Origin of the sequence: Rhizobium sp. NFR07, from assembly GCF_900111905.1 — a bacterium.
Taxonomy (GTDB): domain Bacteria; phylum Pseudomonadota; class Alphaproteobacteria; order Rhizobiales; family Rhizobiaceae; genus Neorhizobium.
The window spans coordinates 1-21,501 of the sequence record NZ_FOKM01000005.1 but is presented as its reverse complement, the minus strand read 5'-3'; the positions used below and the strand labels follow the sequence as shown (position 1 = coordinate 21,501).

Annotated in this window: 17 protein-coding genes; 12 read left to right on the top strand and 5 right to left on the bottom strand. The window is 61.7% G+C overall.

Annotated elements, in window-relative coordinates; all coding sequences use genetic code 11:
* Positions 1-34 precede the first annotated feature (34 nt).
* From grxC to BM216_RS12020, 4 genes are read left to right on the top strand one after another with little or no spacing between them, the layout of a single operon-like run.
* Positions 35-292, top strand: coding sequence for a glutaredoxin 3 (grxC, locus tag BM216_RS12035; RefSeq protein WP_092999430.1), 258 nt, complete (start codon positions 35-37; stop codon positions 290-292).
* A gap of 10 nt (positions 293-302) precedes the next feature.
* Positions 303-1,160 (top strand): carbon-nitrogen hydrolase family protein, encoded by an 858-nt coding sequence (locus BM216_RS12030; RefSeq protein ID WP_092999429.1) that lies wholly within the window; start codon positions 303-305, stop codon positions 1,158-1,160.
* Positions 1,157-1,585 (top strand): DUF1178 family protein, encoded by a 429-nt coding sequence (locus tag BM216_RS12025; RefSeq protein WP_092999428.1) that lies wholly within the window; start codon positions 1,157-1,159, stop codon positions 1,583-1,585. Before BM216_RS12030 ends, BM216_RS12025 begins: the two co-directional genes overlap by 4 nt.
* A 1-nt stretch (position 1,586) precedes the next feature.
* Complete coding sequence (locus BM216_RS12020; RefSeq protein WP_092999427.1) at positions 1,587-2,162, top strand: DUF3291 domain-containing protein; 576 nt, start codon at positions 1,587-1,589, stop codon at positions 2,160-2,162.
* Here the strand turns inward: BM216_RS12020 and ubiG are convergent, their stop codons facing one another.
* Positions 2,163-2,909 (bottom strand): bifunctional 2-polyprenyl-6-hydroxyphenol methylase/3-demethylubiquinol 3-O-methyltransferase UbiG, encoded by a 747-nt coding sequence (ubiG, locus tag BM216_RS12015; RefSeq protein ID WP_092999426.1) that lies wholly within the window; start codon positions 2,907-2,909, stop codon positions 2,163-2,165.
* Between the two features lie 267 nt (positions 2,910-3,176).
* Here ubiG and BM216_RS12010 point away from each other — a divergent pair, with 267 nt between their 5' ends.
* The 7 genes from BM216_RS12010 to BM216_RS11980 all read left to right on the top strand — a co-directional run bounded on the left by BM216_RS12010 (position 3,177) and on the right by BM216_RS11980 (position 12,299).
* A complete protein-coding gene (locus BM216_RS12010) occupies positions 3,177-4,043 on the top strand; it encodes an SH3 domain-containing protein (protein ID WP_244530161.1) in 867 nt (288 codons plus the stop codon).
* A 228-nt stretch (positions 4,044-4,271) separates the two neighbouring features.
* The gene (locus BM216_RS12005) at positions 4,272-5,546 is read left to right on the top strand and encodes an aspartate kinase (RefSeq protein ID WP_092999425.1); all 1,275 of its coding nucleotides are present in this window, start codon (positions 4,272-4,274) and stop codon (positions 5,544-5,546) included.
* A gap of 80 nt (positions 5,547-5,626) precedes the next feature.
* Complete coding sequence (gene ptsP, locus BM216_RS12000; protein ID WP_092999739.1) at positions 5,627-7,891, top strand: phosphoenolpyruvate--protein phosphotransferase; 2,265 nt, start codon at positions 5,627-5,629, stop codon at positions 7,889-7,891.
* A 31-nt stretch (positions 7,892-7,922) separates the two neighbouring features.
* On the top strand, positions 7,923-9,005 hold the full coding sequence (prfA, locus tag BM216_RS11995) for a peptide chain release factor 1 (protein WP_092999424.1): 1,083 nt from the start codon (positions 7,923-7,925) through the stop codon (positions 9,003-9,005).
* Positions 9,002-9,871 carry a peptide chain release factor N(5)-glutamine methyltransferase gene (prmC, locus tag BM216_RS11990; protein WP_092999423.1) on the top strand — a complete coding sequence of 290 codons (870 nt, stop codon included), beginning with the start codon at positions 9,002-9,004 and terminating at the stop codon, positions 9,869-9,871. Before prfA ends, prmC begins: the two co-directional genes overlap by 4 nt.
* Positions 9,872-10,159: 288 nt before the next feature.
* A complete protein-coding gene (locus BM216_RS11985; protein ID WP_092999422.1) occupies positions 10,160-11,032 on the top strand; it encodes a DUF4167 domain-containing protein in 873 nt (290 codons plus the stop codon).
* A 304-nt stretch (positions 11,033-11,336) separates the two neighbouring features.
* Positions 11,337-12,299, top strand: a complete 963-nt coding sequence (locus BM216_RS11980; protein WP_092999421.1) for a class 1 fructose-bisphosphatase — start codon at positions 11,337-11,339, stop codon at positions 12,297-12,299.
* A 132-nt stretch (positions 12,300-12,431) separates the two neighbouring features.
* On the opposite strand, the gene BM216_RS11975 is transcribed toward BM216_RS11980, so the two are convergent.
* From BM216_RS11975 to BM216_RS11970, 3 genes are all read right to left on the bottom strand, one after another.
* Positions 12,432-14,189, bottom strand: a complete 1,758-nt coding sequence (locus tag BM216_RS11975; protein WP_092999420.1) for a phospholipase D-like domain-containing protein — start codon at positions 14,187-14,189, stop codon at positions 12,432-12,434.
* Between the two features lie 110 nt (positions 14,190-14,299).
* A complete protein-coding gene (locus tag BM216_RS33315; RefSeq protein ID WP_143102769.1) occupies positions 14,300-14,479 on the bottom strand; it encodes a hypothetical protein in 180 nt (59 codons plus the stop codon).
* Positions 14,480-14,809: 330 nt separating this feature from the next.
* Positions 14,810-15,925, bottom strand: a complete 1,116-nt coding sequence (locus BM216_RS11970) for a vWA domain-containing protein (RefSeq protein ID WP_244530160.1) — start codon at positions 15,923-15,925, stop codon at positions 14,810-14,812.
* Positions 15,926-16,270: 345 nt separating this feature from the next.
* Here BM216_RS11970 and clpB point away from each other — a divergent pair, with 345 nt between their 5' ends.
* The gene (gene clpB / locus BM216_RS11960; protein WP_092999417.1) at positions 16,271-18,871 is read left to right on the top strand and encodes an ATP-dependent chaperone ClpB; all 2,601 of its coding nucleotides are present in this window, start codon (positions 16,271-16,273) and stop codon (positions 18,869-18,871) included.
* Between the two features lie 72 nt (positions 18,872-18,943).
* Here the strand turns inward: clpB and BM216_RS11955 are convergent, their stop codons facing one another.
* Entirely contained in the window at positions 18,944-20,881 is a 1,938-nt protein-coding gene (locus tag BM216_RS11955; RefSeq protein ID WP_092999416.1) for a M23 family metallopeptidase, read from the bottom strand.
* Positions 20,882-21,501 lie beyond the last annotated feature (620 nt).

Genomic DNA, 21,501 nt, shown 5'->3' with positions numbered 1-21,501 from the left:
GGCGCTGCCCTTCTTTCGGCGCCCGGAGATTACCATGACAGACGTTACAATCTATACCCGCGAGTATTGCGGTTACTGTTCGCGCGCCAAGGCGCTACTGACTTCCAAGGGCGTCGACTATGTCGAGCATGACGTGACCTATTCCCGCGAGTTGCGTGAGGAAATGATCGCCAAGGCCAACGGCCATTCGACATTCCCGCAGATCTTCATCAACGGCCAGCATGTTGGCGGTTGCGACGATCTCCATGCACTGGAGCGCCAGGGCAAGCTGGACGCGATGCTGGCGCAGTAAGGATATCGGAATGACGATCAGGGTCGCTGCAGTTCAGATGTGCTCCGGGGTAAACCCCGAGAAGAACGCTGCCTATATGGCGCGGCTGGTGCGGGATGCTGCCTCGCGTGGTGCGGTCTATGTGCAGACGCCCGAGATGACCGGCATGCTGCAGCGCGACCGCAAGGCGGCCCGCGAGGTTCTGCGCGGCGAGGCGGATGACGTCATCGTGACGACCGCCCGCAGGCTGGCTAAGGAACTCGGCATCACCCTGCATGTCGGCTCGACGGCGATTGCCCGCGATGACGGCAAGATCGCAAACCGGGCCTTCATCTTCGCGCCGGATGGCAGCCAGGTATGCACCTACGACAAGATCCATATGTTCGACGTCGATCTCGACAATGGCGAGAGCTGGCGGGAAAGCTCGGCCTATGAGCCGGGCGATACCGCCAAAGTCGCTGATCTCGGCTTCGGTCGGGTCGGCATGGCGATCTGTTATGATGTTCGCTTTCCGCAGCTGTTTCGCAGCGAAGCCGTTGCTGGTGCCGAAATTCTGACGGTTCCCGCCGCCTTTACCCGCCAGACGGGTGAGGCCCATTGGGAGATCCTGCTGAGAGCTAGGGCGATCGAAAACGGCGCCTTCTTAATCGCTGCCGCCCAGGCCGGGCTGCACGAGGATGGCCGCGAGACATACGGCAATTCGATGATCATCGATCCGTGGGGCAAGATCCTCGCCAGAGCCGGCGACGCGGGTGAAGAAGTCCTCATCGCAGATATCGATCTCGACGCCGTGCCGGCCGCCCGGCGCAAGGTTCCCAATCTCAAGAATGCACGCGAGTTCGTGCTGGAAGACGTGCCTGGCCAAAAGGCCGGAGGAGTTGCCGCGTGATCAAGTATTCCCTGTGCTGCGACAACGCTCACACATTCGAAGGCTGGTTTTCCGAAAGTGCGGATTTCGACCGTCAGGTCGCAAGCGGGTTCCTCACCTGTCCCGTCTGCAATTCCGGCTCGATCTCCAAGTCGCTGATGGCGCCGTCGGTCTCCACTGCTCGCAAGCAGGAAGCCAAGCGGCAGATGGCGATGGATATCGTGCGCCAGGAGGCTATGGCGAAGCTGCGTGAGGCGGTCGCCAACATTCGCGCCAATTCCGAGGATGTCGGCGAGAAATTCCCCGAAGAAGCGCGCAAGATCCATTATGGCGAGGCGGATGCCCGCGGGATCATCGGCCAGGCGAGCCTCGACGACGTGCATGAACTGCTCGACGAGGGCATAGACATCGCGCCTCTGCCAAACCTGCGCGACGACACCAACTAGCATGGTGGAGGCGGCGAAACTGGCGATCTACAATTTCGGCCTGTTCGTTGCCCCTTACGAGAGTGATGCCGTCGAGGGCTTTCGGCTTCGGGAGCCAGCGAATTTCGCCGCCGCCGAACGCGCTGAAGGTTTCCTCGGCCGCGCGGGCTATGGTGAAGAACCGGGGGCGGAAAGCTGGGGAGAGCAGGTCTTTCCGCGCTTCATCGAAGGCAGCGGTTTCGACTGGGCGCCGTCGTCTCTTTCGCTCTGGGCCGATCTCGAAAGCCTGATGGCGTTTTCCTATTCCGGCGTGCATGCCGATGCGCTGAAACATGCCCGCAACTGGCAGGTAGAACGGCGTTGGCCGGCGCTCGTGCTCTGGTGGACGGACACGCGTCCCGACTGGGCTGAAGCCGTGGAGCGGTTCGAGCGTCTTCACGACCATGGGCCGGGTCCGTCAGCCTTCCATTTCAAAGAGCCCTATGGGCCGAACGGCGAACGGATATCGATCGACCGGCCCCGCGTGCGCGACCTCGCCGCGCTCAATGCGGAAAGACACGAGGATATTCTCGCCCATGTGCTGTCTATCGGCGGATGATCACGTTTCCCGCTTGGCCAGCAGCATGTAGTTGACATCCATGTCGGGCGACAGGTTCCAGCGATCCTGGAGCGGATTGAAGAAGACGCCGGTGCGGTGGATGATGTGCAGGCCCGACGCTTCTAGCGGGCGCTCGATCTCTTCAGGGCGGACGAGCTTTTCGTATTGATGGGTGCCGCGCGGCAGCCAGCGCAGGACGTTCTCGGCGGCGAAGATCGCCAATGCGCGGGCTTTCAGGGTGCGGTTGATGGTGGCGACGAACATCAGGCCACCGGGACGGACCATGCCGGCGCAAGTCTCCAGGAACAGGTTGACGTCGGCGACATGCTCGACGACCTCCATGTTGAGCACGATGTCGAAGCTCTCTCCGGCCGCAGCCAGGTCTTCCGCCGTGACCGCGCGATAATCGACCGCAACGCCGGTCTCCTTCGCATGGGTTGACGCGACACCGATGTTCTTTTCCGACGGATCGGCGCCGACTACTTCGGCGCCCATGCGGGCGATCGGCTCCGACAGCAGGCCGCCGCCGCAGCCGATATCGAGGATGCGCAGGCCGGCAAGCGGCTGGTGCGCCTTCGGATCACGGCCGAAATGCTGGCAGATGCGGTTGCGGATATATTCAAGACGAACAGGATTGAACTTGTGAAGCGGGCGGAATTTCCCGGTCGGGCTCCACCATTCGGCGGCCATCTTCGAGAACATTTCGACCTGGTCCTTGTCGACCGTCGTCGGCGCCGCTTCCGTCATTTTCGTCATCCTTCGTGTTCGATCCTGAAGTCGGACGTTGGGCGGGAGAAGTCAAGTGCGCCGCGCCGACGCAGGATGAGAGGCAGATCAAAGTGATCCTGTGCGAGTACGAGCTGACAACCCGCACATGGGATGAACTATGCCCTACTAACTCGTTCACGAGCCATTCAGGGCGCAACTGGAACAATCGGGGTCAATCGACATTTAGGCGATAAAAACATGGAGCGAAAAATATTCGCTCCGAAAAGGTGATCAGGAGGAAACCCGTTGAAGAAGTTCTTGATGAGCGCTGCAGCCTTCTGCGCGCTTCTGGTGGCGCCATCGATCGCCGATGCGGCGGTTCGCGGCTATGCCACCGCCAATGTCAATATGCGGTCGGGACCGAGCACCGCCTATCCGGCCGTGACGATCATCCCCGCCGGATCCCCGGTGACGATCAACGGCTGCATGAGTGCCGTCAACTGGTGCGACGTGTCGTTCTATAACGGTCGCGGATGGGTGTCCGGCAATTACGTCCAGGCATCCTATCGCTCCAATCGCGTCTATGTCGCGCCGGACTATTACCAGGGTCTCGGCATTCCGTCGGTGACGTTCGAGGTCGACAACTATTGGGGCCGCTATTACCGCGACCGCAATTTCTACCGCGAGCGCGATCGCTGGCGGGACTATAACTGGCGGGCAGACCGTCTTCCGCCGCCGCCCCCGCCGCGCTGGGACGATGGCCGCCGTCCGCCACCGCCCGGCTGGGATCGAGACCGTGACCGCGACAGGTGGGATCGTGACCGCGACCGTGATCGGGACCGTTGGGATCGCGACAGGGATCGTAATCGCTGGGACCGTGATCGCGACAGGGACAGAGATCGGGACCGGGACCGCTCGGATAGGGACAGGAACCGCGACCGTGACCGCGACGAGGGCCGTCGCCCGCCGCCGCCTCCCGGCTTCGACCGCGACCGCAACGACCGCCGTGACCCGCCGCGTGCCGAGCGCCCGCGTGAGGAACGGCCTCGCGCGGAACGTAATCGTGACGAACGGCCTCGTCCCGAGCGCCGGGATGCGCCGAGTTCGGAACGGGCGCGGGGCGATGGCCGCGTGATCGTTCCCGACGAGAAGCGTTCCGTCTGGGATCACTGATCGGTCGAATGACCGAAACCGGAAAACGAGTAGGGTCGCGGCGCGGCCCTTTTCTTTTATGACAGGCGTACCGCTCAGCCAGATTCCGGCCATTGCACGCCTCGCCCCTTTTCGATATGAGACGCCAACTCGATGCTGGCCTCTGTCATCCGATTTTTCAGGGCGGCTTTTTGTGTGTGGAAATTGGCGCTCCGGCCAGGCCGTGAGCGAGTTGGTGGTTTTAGTCGTATGGCTCGCATCGTCATGAAGTTCGGCGGCACTTCCGTCGCCAATCTTGAACGCATTCACAACGTTGCACGCCATGTCAAACGCGAGGTCGATGCCGGGCACGAGGTTGCCGTCGTCGTTTCCGCCATGTCCGGCAAGACCAACGAGCTGGTCGGCTGGGTCCAGGACATGCCGAAAGTCGCCGGCGCCAATTCGCCCTTTTATGATGCGCGCGAATATGATGCCGTCGTCGCCTCCGGAGAACAGGTAACGTCCGGCATCCTGGCGATCGCGCTGCAGTCAATGGGCATCAATGCCCGGTCCTGGCAGGGCTGGCAGATCCCGATCCGCACCGACAACGCCCATGGCGCCGCGCGCATTCTTGAGATTGACGGCTCCGACATCGTCAAGCGCATGGGCGAGGGCCAGGTGGCCGTCGTCGCAGGCTTCCAGGGTCTCGGTCCGGACAACCGTATCGCGACGCTCGGCCGTGGTGGTTCGGATACCTCGGCGGTCGCGATCGCCGCTGCCGTCAAGGCGGACCGTTGCGACATCTATACCGACGTCGACGGCGTCTACACGACGGACCCGCGGATCGTGCCCAAGGCGCGCCGCATGAAGAAGGTGTCCTTTGAGGAAATGCTGGAAATGGCCTCGCTCGGATCGAAGGTCCTGCAGGTCCGCTCCGTCGAGCTCGCCATGGTCCACAAGGTGCGCACCTTCGTTCGCTCCAGTTTCGAGGATCCCGATGCACCGGGCATGGGCGACCTCTTGAACCCACCCGGTACGTTGATTTGCGCAGAGGAAGAAATCGTGGAACAGGAAGTCGTTACCGGCATCGCCTATGCCAAGGATGAGGCACAGATCTCGCTGCGTCGCGTCGCCGACCGTCCTGGCGTTTCGGCTGCAATCTTCGGCCCGCTGGCCGACGCCCATATCAATGTCGACATGATCGTCCAGAATATTTCCGAGGACGGTTCGAAGACCGACATGACCTTCACCGTGCCTTCGGGCGACGTCGAGAAGGCAATCAAAGTTCTGGAAGACAACAAGCCGGCGATCGGCTTCGACGTCGTGCAGAGCGAATCAGGTCTGGCCAAGGTTTCGGTCATCGGCATCGGCATGCGCAGCCATGCCGGCGTCGCGGCCACCGCTTTCAAGGCACTTGCCGCAAAAAGCATCAATATCAAGGCCATTACGACATCAGAAATCAAGATTTCGATCCTGATCGACGGTGCATATTCGGAACTTGCAGTTCGGACTTTGCATTCCGCATACGGTCTCGATAAAAGCTGATAGAAGCCCTTCCGGCATGATGCTCCGCCAGGCGCGTCGCCGGGCGGCGATGGAGAGGCTGTAAGGGGAGCACTATGCCGATGAGAGACCTGTCGGCTGGGCCGCGCGTTCTTTTGAAGCGTCTGCGCGAACTGATGGCCGAGCCACTGGACCCGCAGGAACGCCTCGACCGTATCGTCAGACAGATTGCGAGCAACATGGTGGCGGAGGTCTGCTCCGTCTACGTGCTGCGTTCGGACGGCGTGCTGGAACTCTATGCCACCGAAGGCCTCAACAAGGAGGCCGTCCACACCTCGCAGCTGAAGATGGGCCAGGGCCTCGTCGGCACGATCGCGGCATCGGCACAGCCGCTCAACCTCTCTGACGCCCAGTCACATCCCGCCTTCCGCTACCTGCCGGAGACGGGCGAAGAAATCTATCATTCTTTCCTCGGCGTGCCGATCCTGCGCGCCGGCCGCACGCTCGGCGTCCTCGTCGTGCAGAACAAGGCGAGCCGCAACTATCGCGAGGACGAGGTCGAGGCGCTCGAGACAACGGCGATGGTGATCGCCGAGATGATCGCCACCGGCGAACTCAAGAAGATCACGGCACCGGGACTGGAACTCGACCTGACGCGCGCCGTCTCGATCGAGGCGCATGGCTATAACGAAGGCATCGGGCTCGGCCATGTCGTGCTGCACGAGCCGCGCATCGTCGTCACCAACCTCCTGAACGAGGATTCCGACAAGGAAATCGGCCGTCTGGCGGAAGCGCTCGGCTCGCTCAGGATCTCGATCGACGACATGTTGCAGCGGCGTGATGTGGCGCAGGAGGGCGAGCATCGCGAGGTGCTGGAGACCTACCGCATGTTCGCCCACGACCAGGGCTGGGTGCGCCGCATGGAGGAGGCGATCCACAATGGATTGACCGCCGAGGCCGCCGTCGAGAAGGTGCAGAGCGACACCAAGGCGCGCATGATGCGCCTGACCGATCCCTATCTGCGCGAGCGGATGCATGATTTCGACGATCTGGCCAACCGTCTGCTGCGCCAGCTGACCGGCTTTTCCGGCCGTCGTGCGGATGATTTTCCGCCGGACGCGATCATTTTGGCACGCGCCATGGGGGCGGCGGAGCTTCTCGACTATCCGCGCCAGAACCTGCGCGGCCTCGTGCTCGAAGATGGTGCGGTGACCAGCCATGTGGTGATCGTAGCGCGTGCCATGGGCATTCCGGTCGTCGGCCAGGCGGCGGGCCTCGTGGCGCTTGCGGAAAACGACGACCCGATCATCATCGACGGTGACGACGGCCATGTGCATGTACGGCCGCTGATCGACATCCAGAAGGCCTATGAAGAAAAGGTTCGCCTGCGTGCCAAACGGCAAGAGCAGTTCCGGGCGCTGAAATCGGTCGAGCCTTTGACCAAGGACGGCAAGGCGATCAGCCTCAACATGAATGCCGGCCTGATCGTTGATCTGCCGCAGCTTGCCGAATCCGGGGCGCAGGGCATCGGCCTGTTCCGCACCGAGTTGCAGTTCATGATCGCCTCGACCATGCCGAAGCTCGAGGAGCAGGAGGCATTCTACCGCAACGTCATCAAGCAGGCTCAAGGGAAACCGGTGACGTTCCGCACGCTCGATATCGGCGGCGACAAGGTGGTCTCCTATTTCAGAGCGCAGGAAGAGGAAAACCCGGCGCTCGGCTGGCGGGCGATCCGCCTGTCGCTCGACCGGCCGGGCCTGCTCCGGACCCAGTTGCGTGCTCTTCTGAGGGCGGCGGCAGGCGTCGAGCTGCGGATGATGCTGCCGATGGTGACGGAAGTCTCCGAGATCCATGCGGTGCGTGACCTGCTGCAGAAGGAGGTGCAGTATCTGTCGAAATTCGGCTATGTGCTGCCGCGCAAGCTGCAGTTCGGCGCCATGCTGGAGGTGCCGTCGCTGATGTGGCAGCTGGACGAGCTGATGGCGGAAGTGGATTTCGTCTCGGTGGGCTCCAACGACCTGTTCCAGTTCTCGATGGCGGTCGATCGCGGCAATGCGCGGGTGTCCGAACGGTTCGACAATCTGGGCAAGCCGTTCCTGCGCATCCTGCGCGATATCGCCAGAGCCGGGGAGCGCAACCGGACGCCGGTGACGCTGTGCGGCGAGATGGCCGGCAAGCCGCTTTCGGCCATGGCGCTGATCGGCGTCGGCTTCCGCTCGGTGTCCATGGCGGCGACGTCGATCGGTCCGGTCAAGGCCATGCTGCTCGGGCTCGATGCCGACCAGCTGGCATCGGAGCTGAACGCCGCGCTCGACGACACGAAGTCCACAGGCTCGATACGCGAATTGTTGATGCGGTTTGCAGAAACCAACAACATTCCTCTATAGCCTCTAAAACAAGAACAAATGGAGCGATTGGGTGGCGAAGCTTCCTGTCGATAAAATGCGCGAGCTGGAACGCCGGTTCGGCGAGATCGAGGCCCGCATGTCGGAAGGCCCGGCCGCCGACGTCTATGTGAAGCTGGCGTCGGAATATTCCGAGCTGCAGCCGGTGGTCGGCAAGATCCGGGAATATCAGAAGACGATTTCCGAAGTCGCCGACCTCAAGGCCATGCTGTCCGACAAGGGTACCGACCGCGAGATGCGCGAGCTCGCCGAGATGGAGCTGCCGGAAGCGGAAGAGCGGATCGAGGCCCTGGAGAAGGACATGCAGGTCCTGCTCCTGCCGAAGGATGCGGCCGACGAGAAGAGTGCTATCCTGGAAATCCGCGCCGGCACCGGCGGCAACGAGGCCGCGCTCTTTGCGGGCGACCTGTTTCGCATGTACGAGCGCTATGCGAGCGAGCACGGCTGGAAGGTGGAAGTGCTTTCCGCCAGCGAAGGCGAAGCGGGCGGCTACAAGGAAATCATCGCCAACGTCACCGGTCGTGGTGTGTTTTCCAAGCTGAAGTTCGAAAGCGGTGTGCACCGGGTGCAGCGTGTACCCGATACCGAGACGCAGGGGCGTATCCACACGTCGGCCGCCACCGTGGCGGTGATGCCGGAAGCCGAGGAGATCGATATCGAGATCCGTCCCGAAGACATTCGTATCGACACGATGCGTGCCTCGGGTGCCGGCGGTCAGCACGTCAACACGACCGACTCGGCCGTGCGTATCACTCACCTGCCGACCGGCATCATCGTCGTCAGCGCCGAGAAGTCGCAGCACCAGAACCGGGCCAAGGCGATGCAGGTCCTGCGCTCGCGGCTCTACGACATGGAGCGGCAGAAGGCCGACAGCGAGCGTTCGGCGGACCGCAAGAGCCAGGTCGGATCGGGCGACCGGTCGGAGCGCATCCGCACCTACAATTTTCCACAGGGCCGGGTGACGGACCATCGCATCAACCTGACGCTCTACAAGCTGGACCGGATGATGGAGGGCGAGATCGACGAAGTGGTCGACGCGCTGATTTCCGACTATCAGGCGGGGCAGCTGGCGCAGCTCGGCGAGAGCCAGGGATGACGGTGACGCTGGCCGAAGCCGTGGCGACCGCGCGCAGCAGGTTCGCGGATGCGGGCCTCCCGGATGCGGCGATCGAGGCACGGCTTCTGATCGGCGGGCTTCTGAAGCTTTCCAGCACGGATGTCTTCGTCAATGGCGACAGGGTGCTTGGCTCCGACGAAACAAAGAAAATCGACGATGCGGTTGCCCGGCGCTTGAAACGGGAGCCGGTGCACCGCATATTAGGTTCAAGAGAATTCCACGGCCTCGATTTCCTGCTCTCGAAGGAAACGCTGGAGCCACGGCCAGACACGGAAGTATTGGTCGACACTATTCTGGAATTCGCCCGTCAGCTTAAAGAAGACAGGATCAGGATTCTTGATCTCGGCACTGGAACCGGTGCCATTGTTCTTTCGTTATTGAATGCGCTGCCTAATGCCTCAGGGGTTGGCAGCGACATTTCCGGCGATGCATTACAGACGGCGCGCGCCAATGCGAGAGAACTGGGGCTGGATAGCCGGTTCGAGACGGTACAAAGCCACTGGTTTGACATGATTGAGGGGCGCTTTGACATAATAGCGTCAAATCCGCCCTATATACGAAGAGAAGTCATCCCCACTTTGGAGCCCGAAGTCCGCAATTTCGATCCTGCGGCGGCACTGGATGGCGGGGCTGATGGACTAACGGCATATGTTGCCATTGCTGGTCATGCAGCCGAATTCCTCGAACCTCATGGATATGTGGGACTGGAGATCGGTTTCGACCAGAAAGACCCGGTGATCGCGATCTTCGAAGCAGCTGGTTTTGCACTCGTGCGGGCCCAGCGTGACTACGGTGATAATGATCGGGTATTGATTTTCACAAGGCCACCGTCCGATGTTGCATAGCGAAAGAAAAGGCTTGGAATTCCTAAGTAATCGCGATAGCTTGCAGCTACGCATCGGGGCGGCTGGGAATGAACAACGATTCGTTCGGGTTAAAGGTCAACCCTTAATTCTGCTCTTTTCGAAGAGCCGGCTAGGTTGAACATCCCGGTGCGTGAATCAGGTAATTTGACTTTGAAAGCGGCAGGCCGCCTTTGTCGACCTGTGCGCAGCACGCGAAGTCTTGCTCCGGTTTTGACCGGCGAGCCGCGTGGCCCCTATCAGCAAAGAAGAAGAGTTGGTGAACGATAAATGAGGCCAGGACAGCAGAATAAGCGTGGTCGAGGGCGTGGTAACAACAATAACGGCGGCGGCGGTGGTGGTGGTAACAACAACTTCAACCGCAAGGGCGGAAACCCGCTCAGCCGTACCTATGACAGCTCCGGCCCGGACATAAAGATCCGCGGCACTGCTCAGCACATCGCAGAAAAATATTCGCAGCTTGCGCGCGACGCGCAGAGCTCGGGTGACCGGGTTATTGCCGAAAACTACCTGCAGCATGCCGAGCATTACAATCGCATCATCGCAGCGGCGCAGGCCCAGATGCAGGATCGTTTCCAGCATCAGGAGCGCGGCGAGTTCCAGGATCGCGACGGCAACTCGATCGACCAGGACGACATGGACGCCGGTGACGGCGACGATCTGGGCTACGCACCGCAGCCGGTCATCGAAGACCAGCAGCAGCGCCGCGAGCAGAACCAGAACCGCGAGCAGAGCCAGCAGAGCCAGCAGGGCCAGGACCAGCAGCCACGCGAAAACCGCCGCGACCGCAACGAACGCCGCGAGCGTCGTCCTGATCGCAACGAGCGCAACAACCGGTCGGCAGCCGCAGAGCAGCCCGACGCAGACAACGCTCCGGCGGCTCCGGTCGCGGCAGAAGCTCAGCAGCGTCCGGCAGAAGGTGCAGCGATCTCCGCACCAGTCGCCGACGGTTCCGGCCCGCAGCCGGTGATCGAGGGTACCCCGGCGGAAGTGGCGGTCGAAGAAGAGGCGCAGGGTGAAACCGCGCCGCGCCGTCGCCGCACCGCAAGCACCCGTCCGCGTCGCCAGTCGCGTAAGACGGAAGGCGAGGGAGACGCCGGAAGCGAAGGCGGCGAGCCTGCCTTGGCGGAAGCCGGCGAATAAGTCGCCAGCCAAAGCGCATCAATCGAAAAACTCCGGTCATTGACCGGAGTTTTTTGCGTTTGGGCTCGAAAAACATCCGGGATGCCGAACCGTCATCAGCTCACCATCGAAACGATTGAATGGCGGCTTACGCAGGAAAAACCGCAAGCCGCTTGCCGCTGCGTATTGAGTGGCGATTTTTCAAACGATTATAACTGCTTACCGCATTGCGAAAATTTATTGCGCTTCTGCAAAAAGTCCGCACTACATAGGAGCGAGAGCGGCGCTAGGCGCCTTGTCCGCGGTTTTGCAGGGAGAAAGCTTGATGACGACATTCGAAACCTATCTCGAAAGCCACAAGGGTGCGATGCTGAGCGACGACCTGGTGACGGTGCTGCGCAATGTCGCCGAAGCCACGAGGCAGATTTCCGACAGGCTGAGAACGTCTTCCCTGGACGGGCTGACTGGCGCCACCGAAGTGACCAACGTTCAGGGCGAAACGCAGAAGCCGCTCGATATTCTTTCCAATGACATTCTGCTCGAAGCCTGCCGCCGGTCGCCGTCCGTTTCCTTCGCCGTGTCGGAAGAGCTCGACAGCGAAGTCGCCATTCATGCAGACGGCAAGCATGCGGTCATTTTCGATCCGCTCGACGGTTCGTCCAATCTGGACGTCAACGTCACGGTCGGCACCATCTTTTCGGTCATCGAAGCGAAGACATCCGCCGATATCCTCAAGTCCGGCCGCGGCCAGTTGGTTGCGGGTTATGCCGCCTACGGGCCGCAGACCATGCTGGTCCTTACGGTTGGCGCCGGGGTGCAGATCTTCACGCTCAATGGTGACGGCATCTATGTGCTGACCAATGCGGATGCGAAGATCGTTCCCGATGCCAAGGAGTTCGCCATTAATGCGGCCCGCCGCGCTTCGTGGGAAGACGTGGTTGCCGCCTATATCGACGATGCGATCGATACGGGGCACAATATGCGCTGGGTGGGGTCGATGGTGGCCGATGCTCTCCGCATCTTCAATCGCGGCGGCGTGTTCCTCTATCCGGCGGATCGCCACAAGCCGGCTTCGGGTGGGCGCCTGCGGCTGCTTTATGAGGGCAATCCGATCGGCCTGCTGGCGGAGGCCGCCGGTGGAGCGGCGATCATCGGCGACACCGCGATCCTCGACGTCCAGCCGACCTCTCTGCATCAGCGCGTACCGGTGATCTTCGGCTCCAAGGCCGAGGTCGACAAGATCGCCGCTGCCTATGCAGCGCGCGTGCACGAGGCGGCCGCCGAGTAAGGTCTTCGGGCGGTGGCCCGGTCTTGGAGCGTTTCCGTTTTTCTTCGAAACGCGAAATCACTCTAATCCTCTGATTTCACGCAGTTCCGGCTTTCTCAAGGCGGTGAACCGGCCTTCCGGGTGACGCCCGGCTCAGCCGGAGCGGCCGAAAAGCAAGCGGTCGCGGGCGCGAACGGGGTCGGTCCAGTCGCGTTCGAACCAGGCGGCGGCGCCGGCCTGCGGCGGCGGTTTCAGCTCCAGGGGCTTCGCCGGTCCTTCGTGTTCGCCGGAGGCGACACGGAAGACATAGTGGTCGTACATGCGCAGCGCCTCGATCATATAGCTGGTGGCGACGGTGCGGTTGCGGACGAGAACGAGGTTTTCGCCATTATCGTCATCGGCGGGCTCCGAGAAATTGTAGGAGCCGAGATAGACCCGGGCATCAGGCGTGTCGAAGTCGAGAACGATGAACTTGTGGTGCATTCTCGTGCCGCGCTTGTTGCCGTCGGCGCCGGCCAGTCCGGACGGTTCGGTGAGAAAGGGCGGCGGCACGTTGCCGGTCAGCGCTGCGGCCCTGACCAGTCGTTTCCTGCCATCCGGATTGATGACCGTCAGACCCAGATTGTCCGCCTCCACCCTGCCATCGGCGATGCCCATCACATGCATGTCGGGTTTTTCCAGCGCGCGTCCGAGTGCCGGACCGATCGGGCCTCTGGTCATCTGGCCGAGGAAGGCGAGGGAGAAGATGACGCTGGAGCCGGCTCTGTCGATGTCGGCTCCGATCTCCTCCAGCCGGCCGGCGGCGTCGGCATGGGGTGAAAAGGCGACCTTGGCATCGATTCCGGGGAGACCGAGATCATGCCACCTGCCGGCGCTCGGCGAATTGCGGAAATCGGCGGCGCGCCCGGCGTCGAAATAGCTGTCGAAGGCGGTGAAATAGTCGGCGACGGCGGTCTCGCCGTGAACGATCAGGCTGTTGTTCGACTGCACGTAGAAGCCGCGCCAACTGTGATTGGTCGAACCGTAGACGACGGTGTTCATGCCCCCGCCGCGGATGGCAATCGACTTATGGTGCTGAAGGTTGGCCATGTGCTGGCGCTTGACATTGGCAGCGCCGGCAGAGGCGACCAGGCGATTGGCGGCCTTCGTTTCGGGGGAGTTTGGCCGGCCATGCCCGTCGCCCGGATTGCTGTCGTCGATGATGATCCTGAGCTTTGCCCCCAGTTTCTCCAGTCGTTCCACCACTTCCGGCAGGTTGAGGTCATAGACGATCGCGCGGACTTCCGCGCCGCTCTCTTTTGCCTGTTCGAGAAGCGACAGGGTTTCGGCGCGCGCCTCAAAGCCCATCCAGGACAGTGCCCGGTCGGCCTGCGCGTGGGTCGGAACGAAATCAAGGCCCTCCTCGGCGTCGGGCGGGACAAGCGTGGTGATGCTTCCGCCATCCGTAAAGTTGCGCACGAAGGCCTGGGACGACACATATCCGCGGGTGAAGGCAACATTCAGCTTCCCGGGTATGGTTTCGCGCTTCAGCGCGAGCGCCGCCTCCTGCGGTTCGCCGGCTGAGAGCCGGCCCTCGGCATCCATGAACATGGGGGTGATGCGGTAGAGATAGTCGCCCTGGAGATCGGCGTCGAAGGGAAAGTGGACCCATCGGAATTTCTGGATCGGAGCCTCAGTGGTTCGAATGCCGGCGGCGGGCACTAATTGGCCCGGAAAGCCGATGCGGTTGCGCACCGTCTTGAAGAAGGCCGTGCCGGGCTCCCGGTACTGGATCGCGAAACCTGCGAAGTCGGCGGGTGGCTGGCCCGCTTTCCAGTCCATGCCGAGAAGGACCATGCCCTCACCGCGATGGATGGTGAGCGAGATCGGCGATGCCGCATTCGTTCCGGTTGCCTGAAAATCCGTCAGCATCGCCATCTCCATCGAAGATGGTGCGACCTTAGCGTGTTATTGTGACGGATAATATCGCGCCCTCGTAGGGGCGGAAGGCCTGCCAGCGCCGACGGCTGGCAGGCGGGTGATCAGAACAGTGTCTGATGGCTCTCGACTTCGTCGCGCGCTTCATCGAACTCGTCGACATGCGCCTGCGCGAAGGCCTGGAAATCAGGGTCGGAGATCTGTTCGATCCCTCGTGGCAGGCCATGGTCCTGGAACAGGGTCTTGAAAATTCCGATGAGCTGGGTGGTCTTGTCTTCTGACATTGCTGGTACCTTTGGGCTGTTACCTCTGGCGATTACGCCGTGGACATCGAGGTGGCGCCCGCCCCCAGAAGGGCGTCACGTTTTTGATCTAGGTATCCGGGGCCTGCGACAAAATGGTCTTCACGAGTATATGATAACGTTGGGTCGCATGGCGGGACACGAAGAGGCGGCTGCGGGGAAGCTATTGCGGAGAGCGGAAGCCGCCTCTTTCATCCGGCGGGCTTTGAAACTCCGGCCTCCCGGCCGGAGCTTTTGTCGTTTGGGCGGTAAGAGGTGATCGGGCCGCAGTTTCTTCCTTCAAATCCTTTGGCCTCAAATCCATTTGCGATGTCAGTTGGTCAGGCGGGTCGGTACCTTGGTGGCTTTCTGGCCGATATCGGCGAAGCTGGCGATCAGGGCATCCATCGTGGTCGGCTCGTAATAGTTGGCGCTGGAAGAGGCGCAGTATTGCAGCAGGCTCTTGCCTTTGTCGGGGGCCATGAAGGCGACGGTGAAGATCTTGATGCCGCCGTCCTTCGCCGCCTTGCAGGCATCTCTCACACTCTGGTCAAGCGAGGCGCTCCAGTTGCCGGTGTTGCCCTCCATCTGGCCATCGGTCATCAGCACGATGATGCGCTCCACCGCCGTGTTCTGGTATTTGGCGTGCGCGACGCTTTCGGCATCCGTGCCATAGATGTTTCGTCGTATGGCCTTATCGGCGGTGGTGACCGCGGCTGTCGCATCGGTGCCGCCGGTCGGGTTCAGGGGCATTGCGTTCACGTAAGCGCGGGAATCGGCCGTGCCCCAGTTCATCGCCGACTGACCCTTGATGCCGTTGGCATAGGATATCGTGCCGGTTCGGACATGCTTGAAGGTTGGGTCGGCCTTGTCCAGTGAATCGAAAAGAGCGGTAGCGGCCTTTTTCAGGGCTTCGATTTTCGACATGGAGCCGGGCTTGTAGCTGAGGCAAATCCCGAGCAACATCAAGATGCATTCCTTGCCTTCCGCCATCGAGCCGGATTCATCCAGCAGCACTTCCATCGAGACGCCGTTGCGTGCCGTGCCGATGCCGCTTGCGGCATTGCTTGCGACCGTGATCGTTCTCGTGCTGCCGCCGATGAAGCTGCTGAAGGGGCTGAGCGCAACCGCCGCGGACGACGAGACGACGACGGCGAAGGTCTTGCCGGTTCCCGATGTCGTCGTGGTGATCGAGACATTCGTGGCGCTCTTCACCGCCGCCGCCTCGCTGGTGGTCATGTAATTGGCGACCTGGCCGGAAACGAAGTTCTTGCCGAGCGTCTGTCCGGTCGTAGCATCGGCCGTGCCGTCGGCCAGCGCCGATGAAACCGCGAGCGCCGCGCCATCGGCTGCCTGCTGCAGCTGCGTTTGTGAGAGCGAAAGATTGAGCGTGTCCATCGCGAGACCGGCCACGCCGATGAGCACGGGCAGGAGGATGGCGGTCATCATGCCGAAATTGCCGTTTCGGTCTACGCAGAAGCCGCGATTGAGATTTTTCTCGAGGTTTCCCATCCCTCACGAACGCACAGGAAGGGCGAAGGTCTCCGGCTATATAAGCATGTGCTTAATTTATGGTAAGGCGCCGGGCGATGGCTGACCGATAGTGGGATCGTGCCCCGGCAGAACCATGCAAGCTTTCAGTGAAAAGCGTAGGGTAATCTCCTTTAAAACGATGAAGGACGCTCCCATATCTCCTCCGACGCCGATCGCGGCGCGGGCTTGCCTTTGAGGGAGCTCAATCTCGACCATCGGTCTGTGCCTTATCGAAGGGCAGGGCGATACAAGGAGGTACATATGAACATCGAAAAGTATTCCGAGCGGGTACGCGGTTTCCTGCAATCCGCCCAGACCCAGGCGCTTTCGGCGGGCAACCAGCAGTTTGCGCCCGAGCATTTGCTGAAAGTGCTGCTCGACGACGACCAGGGCATGGCGTCCTCGCTGATCGAGCGTGCCGGCGGCAATGCCAAGGATGCGCGGATCGCCAATGACGCGGCCCTCGCCAAGCTGCCCAAGGTTTCCGGCGGCAATGGCGAGATTTATCTCTCGCAGCCGCTTGCCAAGGTGTTCTCGACCGCAGAAGACGCTGCCAAGAAGGCCGGCGACAGTTTCGTCACCGTCGAACGGCTGCTGCTCTCGCTTCTGATCGAAAGCTCCGCCTCGACATCGGCGACCTTGAAGAAGGCCGGCATTACCGCGCAGGGTTTGAACCAGGTGATCAACGACATCCGCAAGGGCCGCACGGCCGACAGCGCCAATGCCGAACAGGGCTTCGAGGCGCTGAAGAAATATGCCCGCGACCTGACGGCGGAAGCCCGTGAAGGCCGGCTTGACCCGGTGATCGGCCGCGACGACGAGATCCGCCGCACGATCCAGGTCCTGTCGCGCCGGACCAAGAACAACCCCGTCCTGATCGGTGAACCCGGCGTCGGCAAGACGGCGATCGCCGAGGGCCTTGCGCTGCGCATCGTCAATGGCGACGTGCCGGAAAGCCTCAAGGACAAGAAGCTGATGGCGCTCGACATGGGCGCGCTGATTGCCGGTGCGAAATATCGCGGCGAGTTCGAGGAGCGGCTGAAGAGCGTGCTCAACGAAGTGCAGTCGGAAAACGGCGAGATCATCCTGTTCATCGACGAGATGCATACGCTGGTCGGTGCCGGCAAGTCCGATGGCGCCATGGACGCGTCCAACCTGCTTAAGCCGGCGCTTGCCCGCGGCGAGCTGCATTGCGTCGGCGCGACCACGCTCGACGAATACCGTAAGCATGTGGAGAAGGACCCGGCGCTTGCCCGTCGCTTCCAGCCCGTCATGGTCGACGAGCCGACGGTCGAGGACACCATCTCGATCCTGCGCGGCCTGAAGGAGAAGTACGAGCAGCACCACAAGGTGCGCATCTCGGACTCCGCTTTGGTGGCCGCGGCGACGCTGTCGAACCGCTATATCACCGACCGCTTCCTGCCGGACAAGGCGATCGACCTGATGGACGAGGCTGCATCGCGGCTTCGCATGCAGGTGGATTCCAAGCCCGAGGAATTGGACGAACTCGACCGCCGCATCATGCAGCTGAAGATCGAGCGCGAGGCGCTGAAGAAGGAAACGGACCAGGCGTCCGCCGACCGGCTCGTGCGTCTCGACAGTGAGGTGACGTCGCTTGAAGAGCAGGCCGATGCACTGACGGCGCGCTGGCAGGCGGAAAAGCAGAAGCTCGGCCTCGCCGCGGACCTGAAGAAGCAGCTCGACGAAGCCCGCAACGAACTGGCGATCGCCCAGCGCAAGGGTGAATTCCAGCGTGCCGGCGAGCTGACCTACGGCGTCATTCCGGAACTGGAAAAGCAGCTCACCGATGCCGAGGCCCAGGATACCTCCACCAATGCCATGGTGCAGGAAGTGGTCAATCCGGATGCGATCGCGCATGTCGTCTCCCGCTGGACCGGCATCCCGGTCGACAAGATGCTGGAAGGCGAGCGCGACAAGCTCTTGCGGATGGAAGACGAACTGGCGAAATCGGTCGTCGGTCAGGGTCATGCGGTGCAGGCGGTGTCGCGTGCGGTTCGCCGTTCGCGTGCCGGGCTGCAGGATCCGAACCGGCCGATCGGCTCGTTCATCTTCCTTGGGCCCACCGGCGTCGGCAAGACGGAGCTGACTAAGTCTCTGGCCCGCTTCCTGTTCGACGACGAAACCGCGATGGTGCGCCTCGACATGTCAGAATACATGGAGAAGCATTCCGTCGCGCGGCTGATCGGTGCTCCTCCGGGCTATGTCGGCTACGAGGAAGGCGGCGCGCTGACCGAGGCGGTGAGGCGCAAGCCATACCAGATCGTGCTGTTCGACGAGATCGAGAAGGCGCATCCGGACGTGTTCAACGTTCTCCTGCAGGTGCTCGACGACGGGCGCCTGACGGACGGGCAGGGCCGCACGGTCGACTTCAAGAATACGATGATCATCATGACCTCGAACCTCGGGGCCGAATATCTGACCGGTCTTCGCGAGGACGAGGATTCGGAAAGCGTTCGCGAACAGGTGATGAGCGTCGTCAAGGCATCGTTCCGGCCGGAATTCCTGAACCGCGTCGACGAGATCATCCTGTTCCATCGCCTGAAGCGGAACGAGATGGGGGCGATCGTCGATATCCAGCTGCAGCGTCTCCTGAAGCTTCTCTCCGATCGCAAGATCGAGCTCGAACTGGACGGCGATGCGCGAGAATGGCTGGCGAACAAGGGATATGACCCTGTCTACGGGGCTCGTCCGCTGAAGCGGGTGATCCAGAAGTTCGTGCAGGATCCGCTGGCCGAGGACATTCTCGGTGGTAAGATCCCGGATGGCTCGACCGTCAAGGTGACATCCGGTTCCGACCGGCTGCTGTTCCGGGTCAAGGGCAGCATGAGCGAAGCGGCTTAAGCCGCGACCCCGTCACGCAAAACAAAATGGCGGCTTCGGCCGCCATTTTCGTTCAGTTCCGAAGGGTTTGACTTAGCGGCTCGCGACTTCGTCGGGCTGGGTGTTGAGCAGGGCGTCGATGCGCTTGCGTTCGTCCTCGAAGCGGGCGAGTGCCGGGCCCTCGAGCGACTTGCCGCCGGGCAGGCGCACTTTCATCGCGTCGACCTTGGTGCCGTTGACGATCAGCTCGTAATGCAGGTGGGCGCCGGTCGACTGGCCGGTCGAACCGACATAACCGATCACCTGACCCTGGGTGACCTTGGCGCCTTCGCGAACGCCGCGGGCAATCGCGCTCTGGTGATTGTAGGACGAGACATAGCCGTTCGCGTGGCGGATCAGGGTCTGGTTTCCGTAGCCGCCGGAATCCCAGCCGGCCTTTTCGACGATGCCGTTGCCGGTGGCGATGATCGGCGTGCCGCGCGGGGCTGCCCAGTCGGTACCGGTATGCATCAGGGCGCGGCCGAGGATCGGATGGGCGCGCATGCCGAAACCTGACGTCATGCGGGCATTGGGGACGGGGCTGCGCAGCAGAAACTGGCGGATGCTCTTGCCGTTCTGGTCGAAATAGTCGACCGAATTGTCTTCGGCGGGATTCTGGAAACGATAGAAGCGCGTGTCGTTGTCGCCGAAATGTGCGTCGACATAGAGGAGTTCGGAATCCTTGCCCGCCTTGCCTTCCTCGTCGGCGACGGAGAAGAAGGCCTCGATCTTGTCGGTTGGCCGCAACTGTGCCTGAAGGTCGACATTGCTGGCGAGAAGCTTGACGAGAAGCGCCGTCATCTCCTTGCTCATTCCGTAGGACAGGGCGGCACGATAGATGCCGTCATAGACGCTCGGCAGATCGCGGCCGGCCATGATCTGGGGTGCCTGGTCGCTGAAGGCGGACTGAACGGCCGCCAGCATCGGCGGCTCCTGGCCGTCGATGAAGCGGCCATGATCGTCCAGCGCCACCGTTACCTGATGGTCGCCATGGCGATAAAGGCTTGCCCGGACGACGAGAACCATCTCGCCTTCCTGGATGACGCCGATGCGAAGGACGTCGCCCGGTTCGACCTTGGCATCGCCGAGGCGGGTCTGCAGATAGCCGGAAATTTCCTTCGCCTTGCCGTCGGGATAACCGACCGCCGTCAGGGCCTCGGCTACCGTCGTGGGGCGGCGCACGGGAACGATATCATCCGCATATTCGCGCGTATGCGGGGTAATCGGTTCCGGGTCCGAGACCGACATGTTTTCCTCGACGATACGGGCCGTCAGCCCGGACGTGAGGTCGACATTGTCCTCGGCGGTGGAGAAGCGCTGCGGATCGACATAATAGAGGGCCGAAAGCTGGGCATCGCCGGCGGTCAGGACCGAACCGTTCGAGCGAACGTTCTCCTCGACCTCCTCCAGCGTCATCGGCGCCGCATAGGCAAAGTCGCTGCCCTTGGTCGGGAATGCCACGGTCTGCAGGCTGACCTCGGATTCGACGTTGGAGCCATAGATCAGGCCGGTCCTGTTGAGCGGCGGGGGCGGCGCCTCGCTGGAAGCGAAGATCGCCAGCGGATCGAAATTCGGATAAGTCTCTGGCGCGACGTGGTCGGCGGCGAGGTTCATCTTCACATGCGAGAAGGGACGGCGGCGCACGACTTCCTTGTTGCCCTCGTGCACGACCGTGGAGACTTCCATGATCTTGCGGTCTGTGGGCATGGCGACGATCTTGCCGCCGAGCAGGCGCTTTCCGCGCTGGACGAGATCGCCGTCGTGATCGGTGGGGATGGAGGCCGAGGCTTCCGCCGGAATTGCCAATTGCTGCCGGCCGTCGAGCGCGGCGAACAGGGCCACACCCATCAGGATGGAAGAGGTGATACCGGTCAGGAAGGTGCCGGACAGCCAGCGGAAGGAGATCTCGCGCCGGTCCGGCGCACGCCGGCCGTCTGCAAGGATAGGCGGTTCGTTGCCGAGCGATTGTATGGTGCTGCGGGCGACGTTCATGCCGTTTGAGCCAGTCCCTTTTATACTCGTTATTGCCCTGGACAGCCTACAATCTGCCTAAGGGACCTTGGGCCAAACATGTGCCCGTTTCGGAGAATGGAGTCAAATCGGGGCCGATACGTGCATGTATACGCGCGCGGGCTTCGGTTTACGTCAATCCCACCTACGCTCTTCCCATGGGATTGTGAAAATGCTGGGGCGATTTTGGGGCAGGGGGCGCGATCCACGATTTTTGCACTATCTGTAGGGCGGGAGGACGAGTGGAAAACTGACCTTTCGCCCTCGAACACCAAATATTCCTTTTATTCCAGTCACTTACGATTTTCTTGAAGTTTTTGCGACGCGGTGTGTTGACTTGGAAAAGGGGTGTCCTCTATAAGCCCACTCACTGACGAGGGCGGCGGCGCTGCTGGCGACGAAGTTCTTGTCGATAAAATCTCAGACAGATTGGCTGATGCTGATTGGGACCGGTTTAACGGTTGGTCTCCTGGGGTTTTGACGTTTCGGTCTTTTTAATGAGGCTGTTGAGCGTCTGTTTTTTGACAATTGAATATGGAAGAAAGAGAAACGTGGTCGGCGGGTTTTCGCGGACGAGGTCTAGGCCTTGTCTAGTTAGAAGA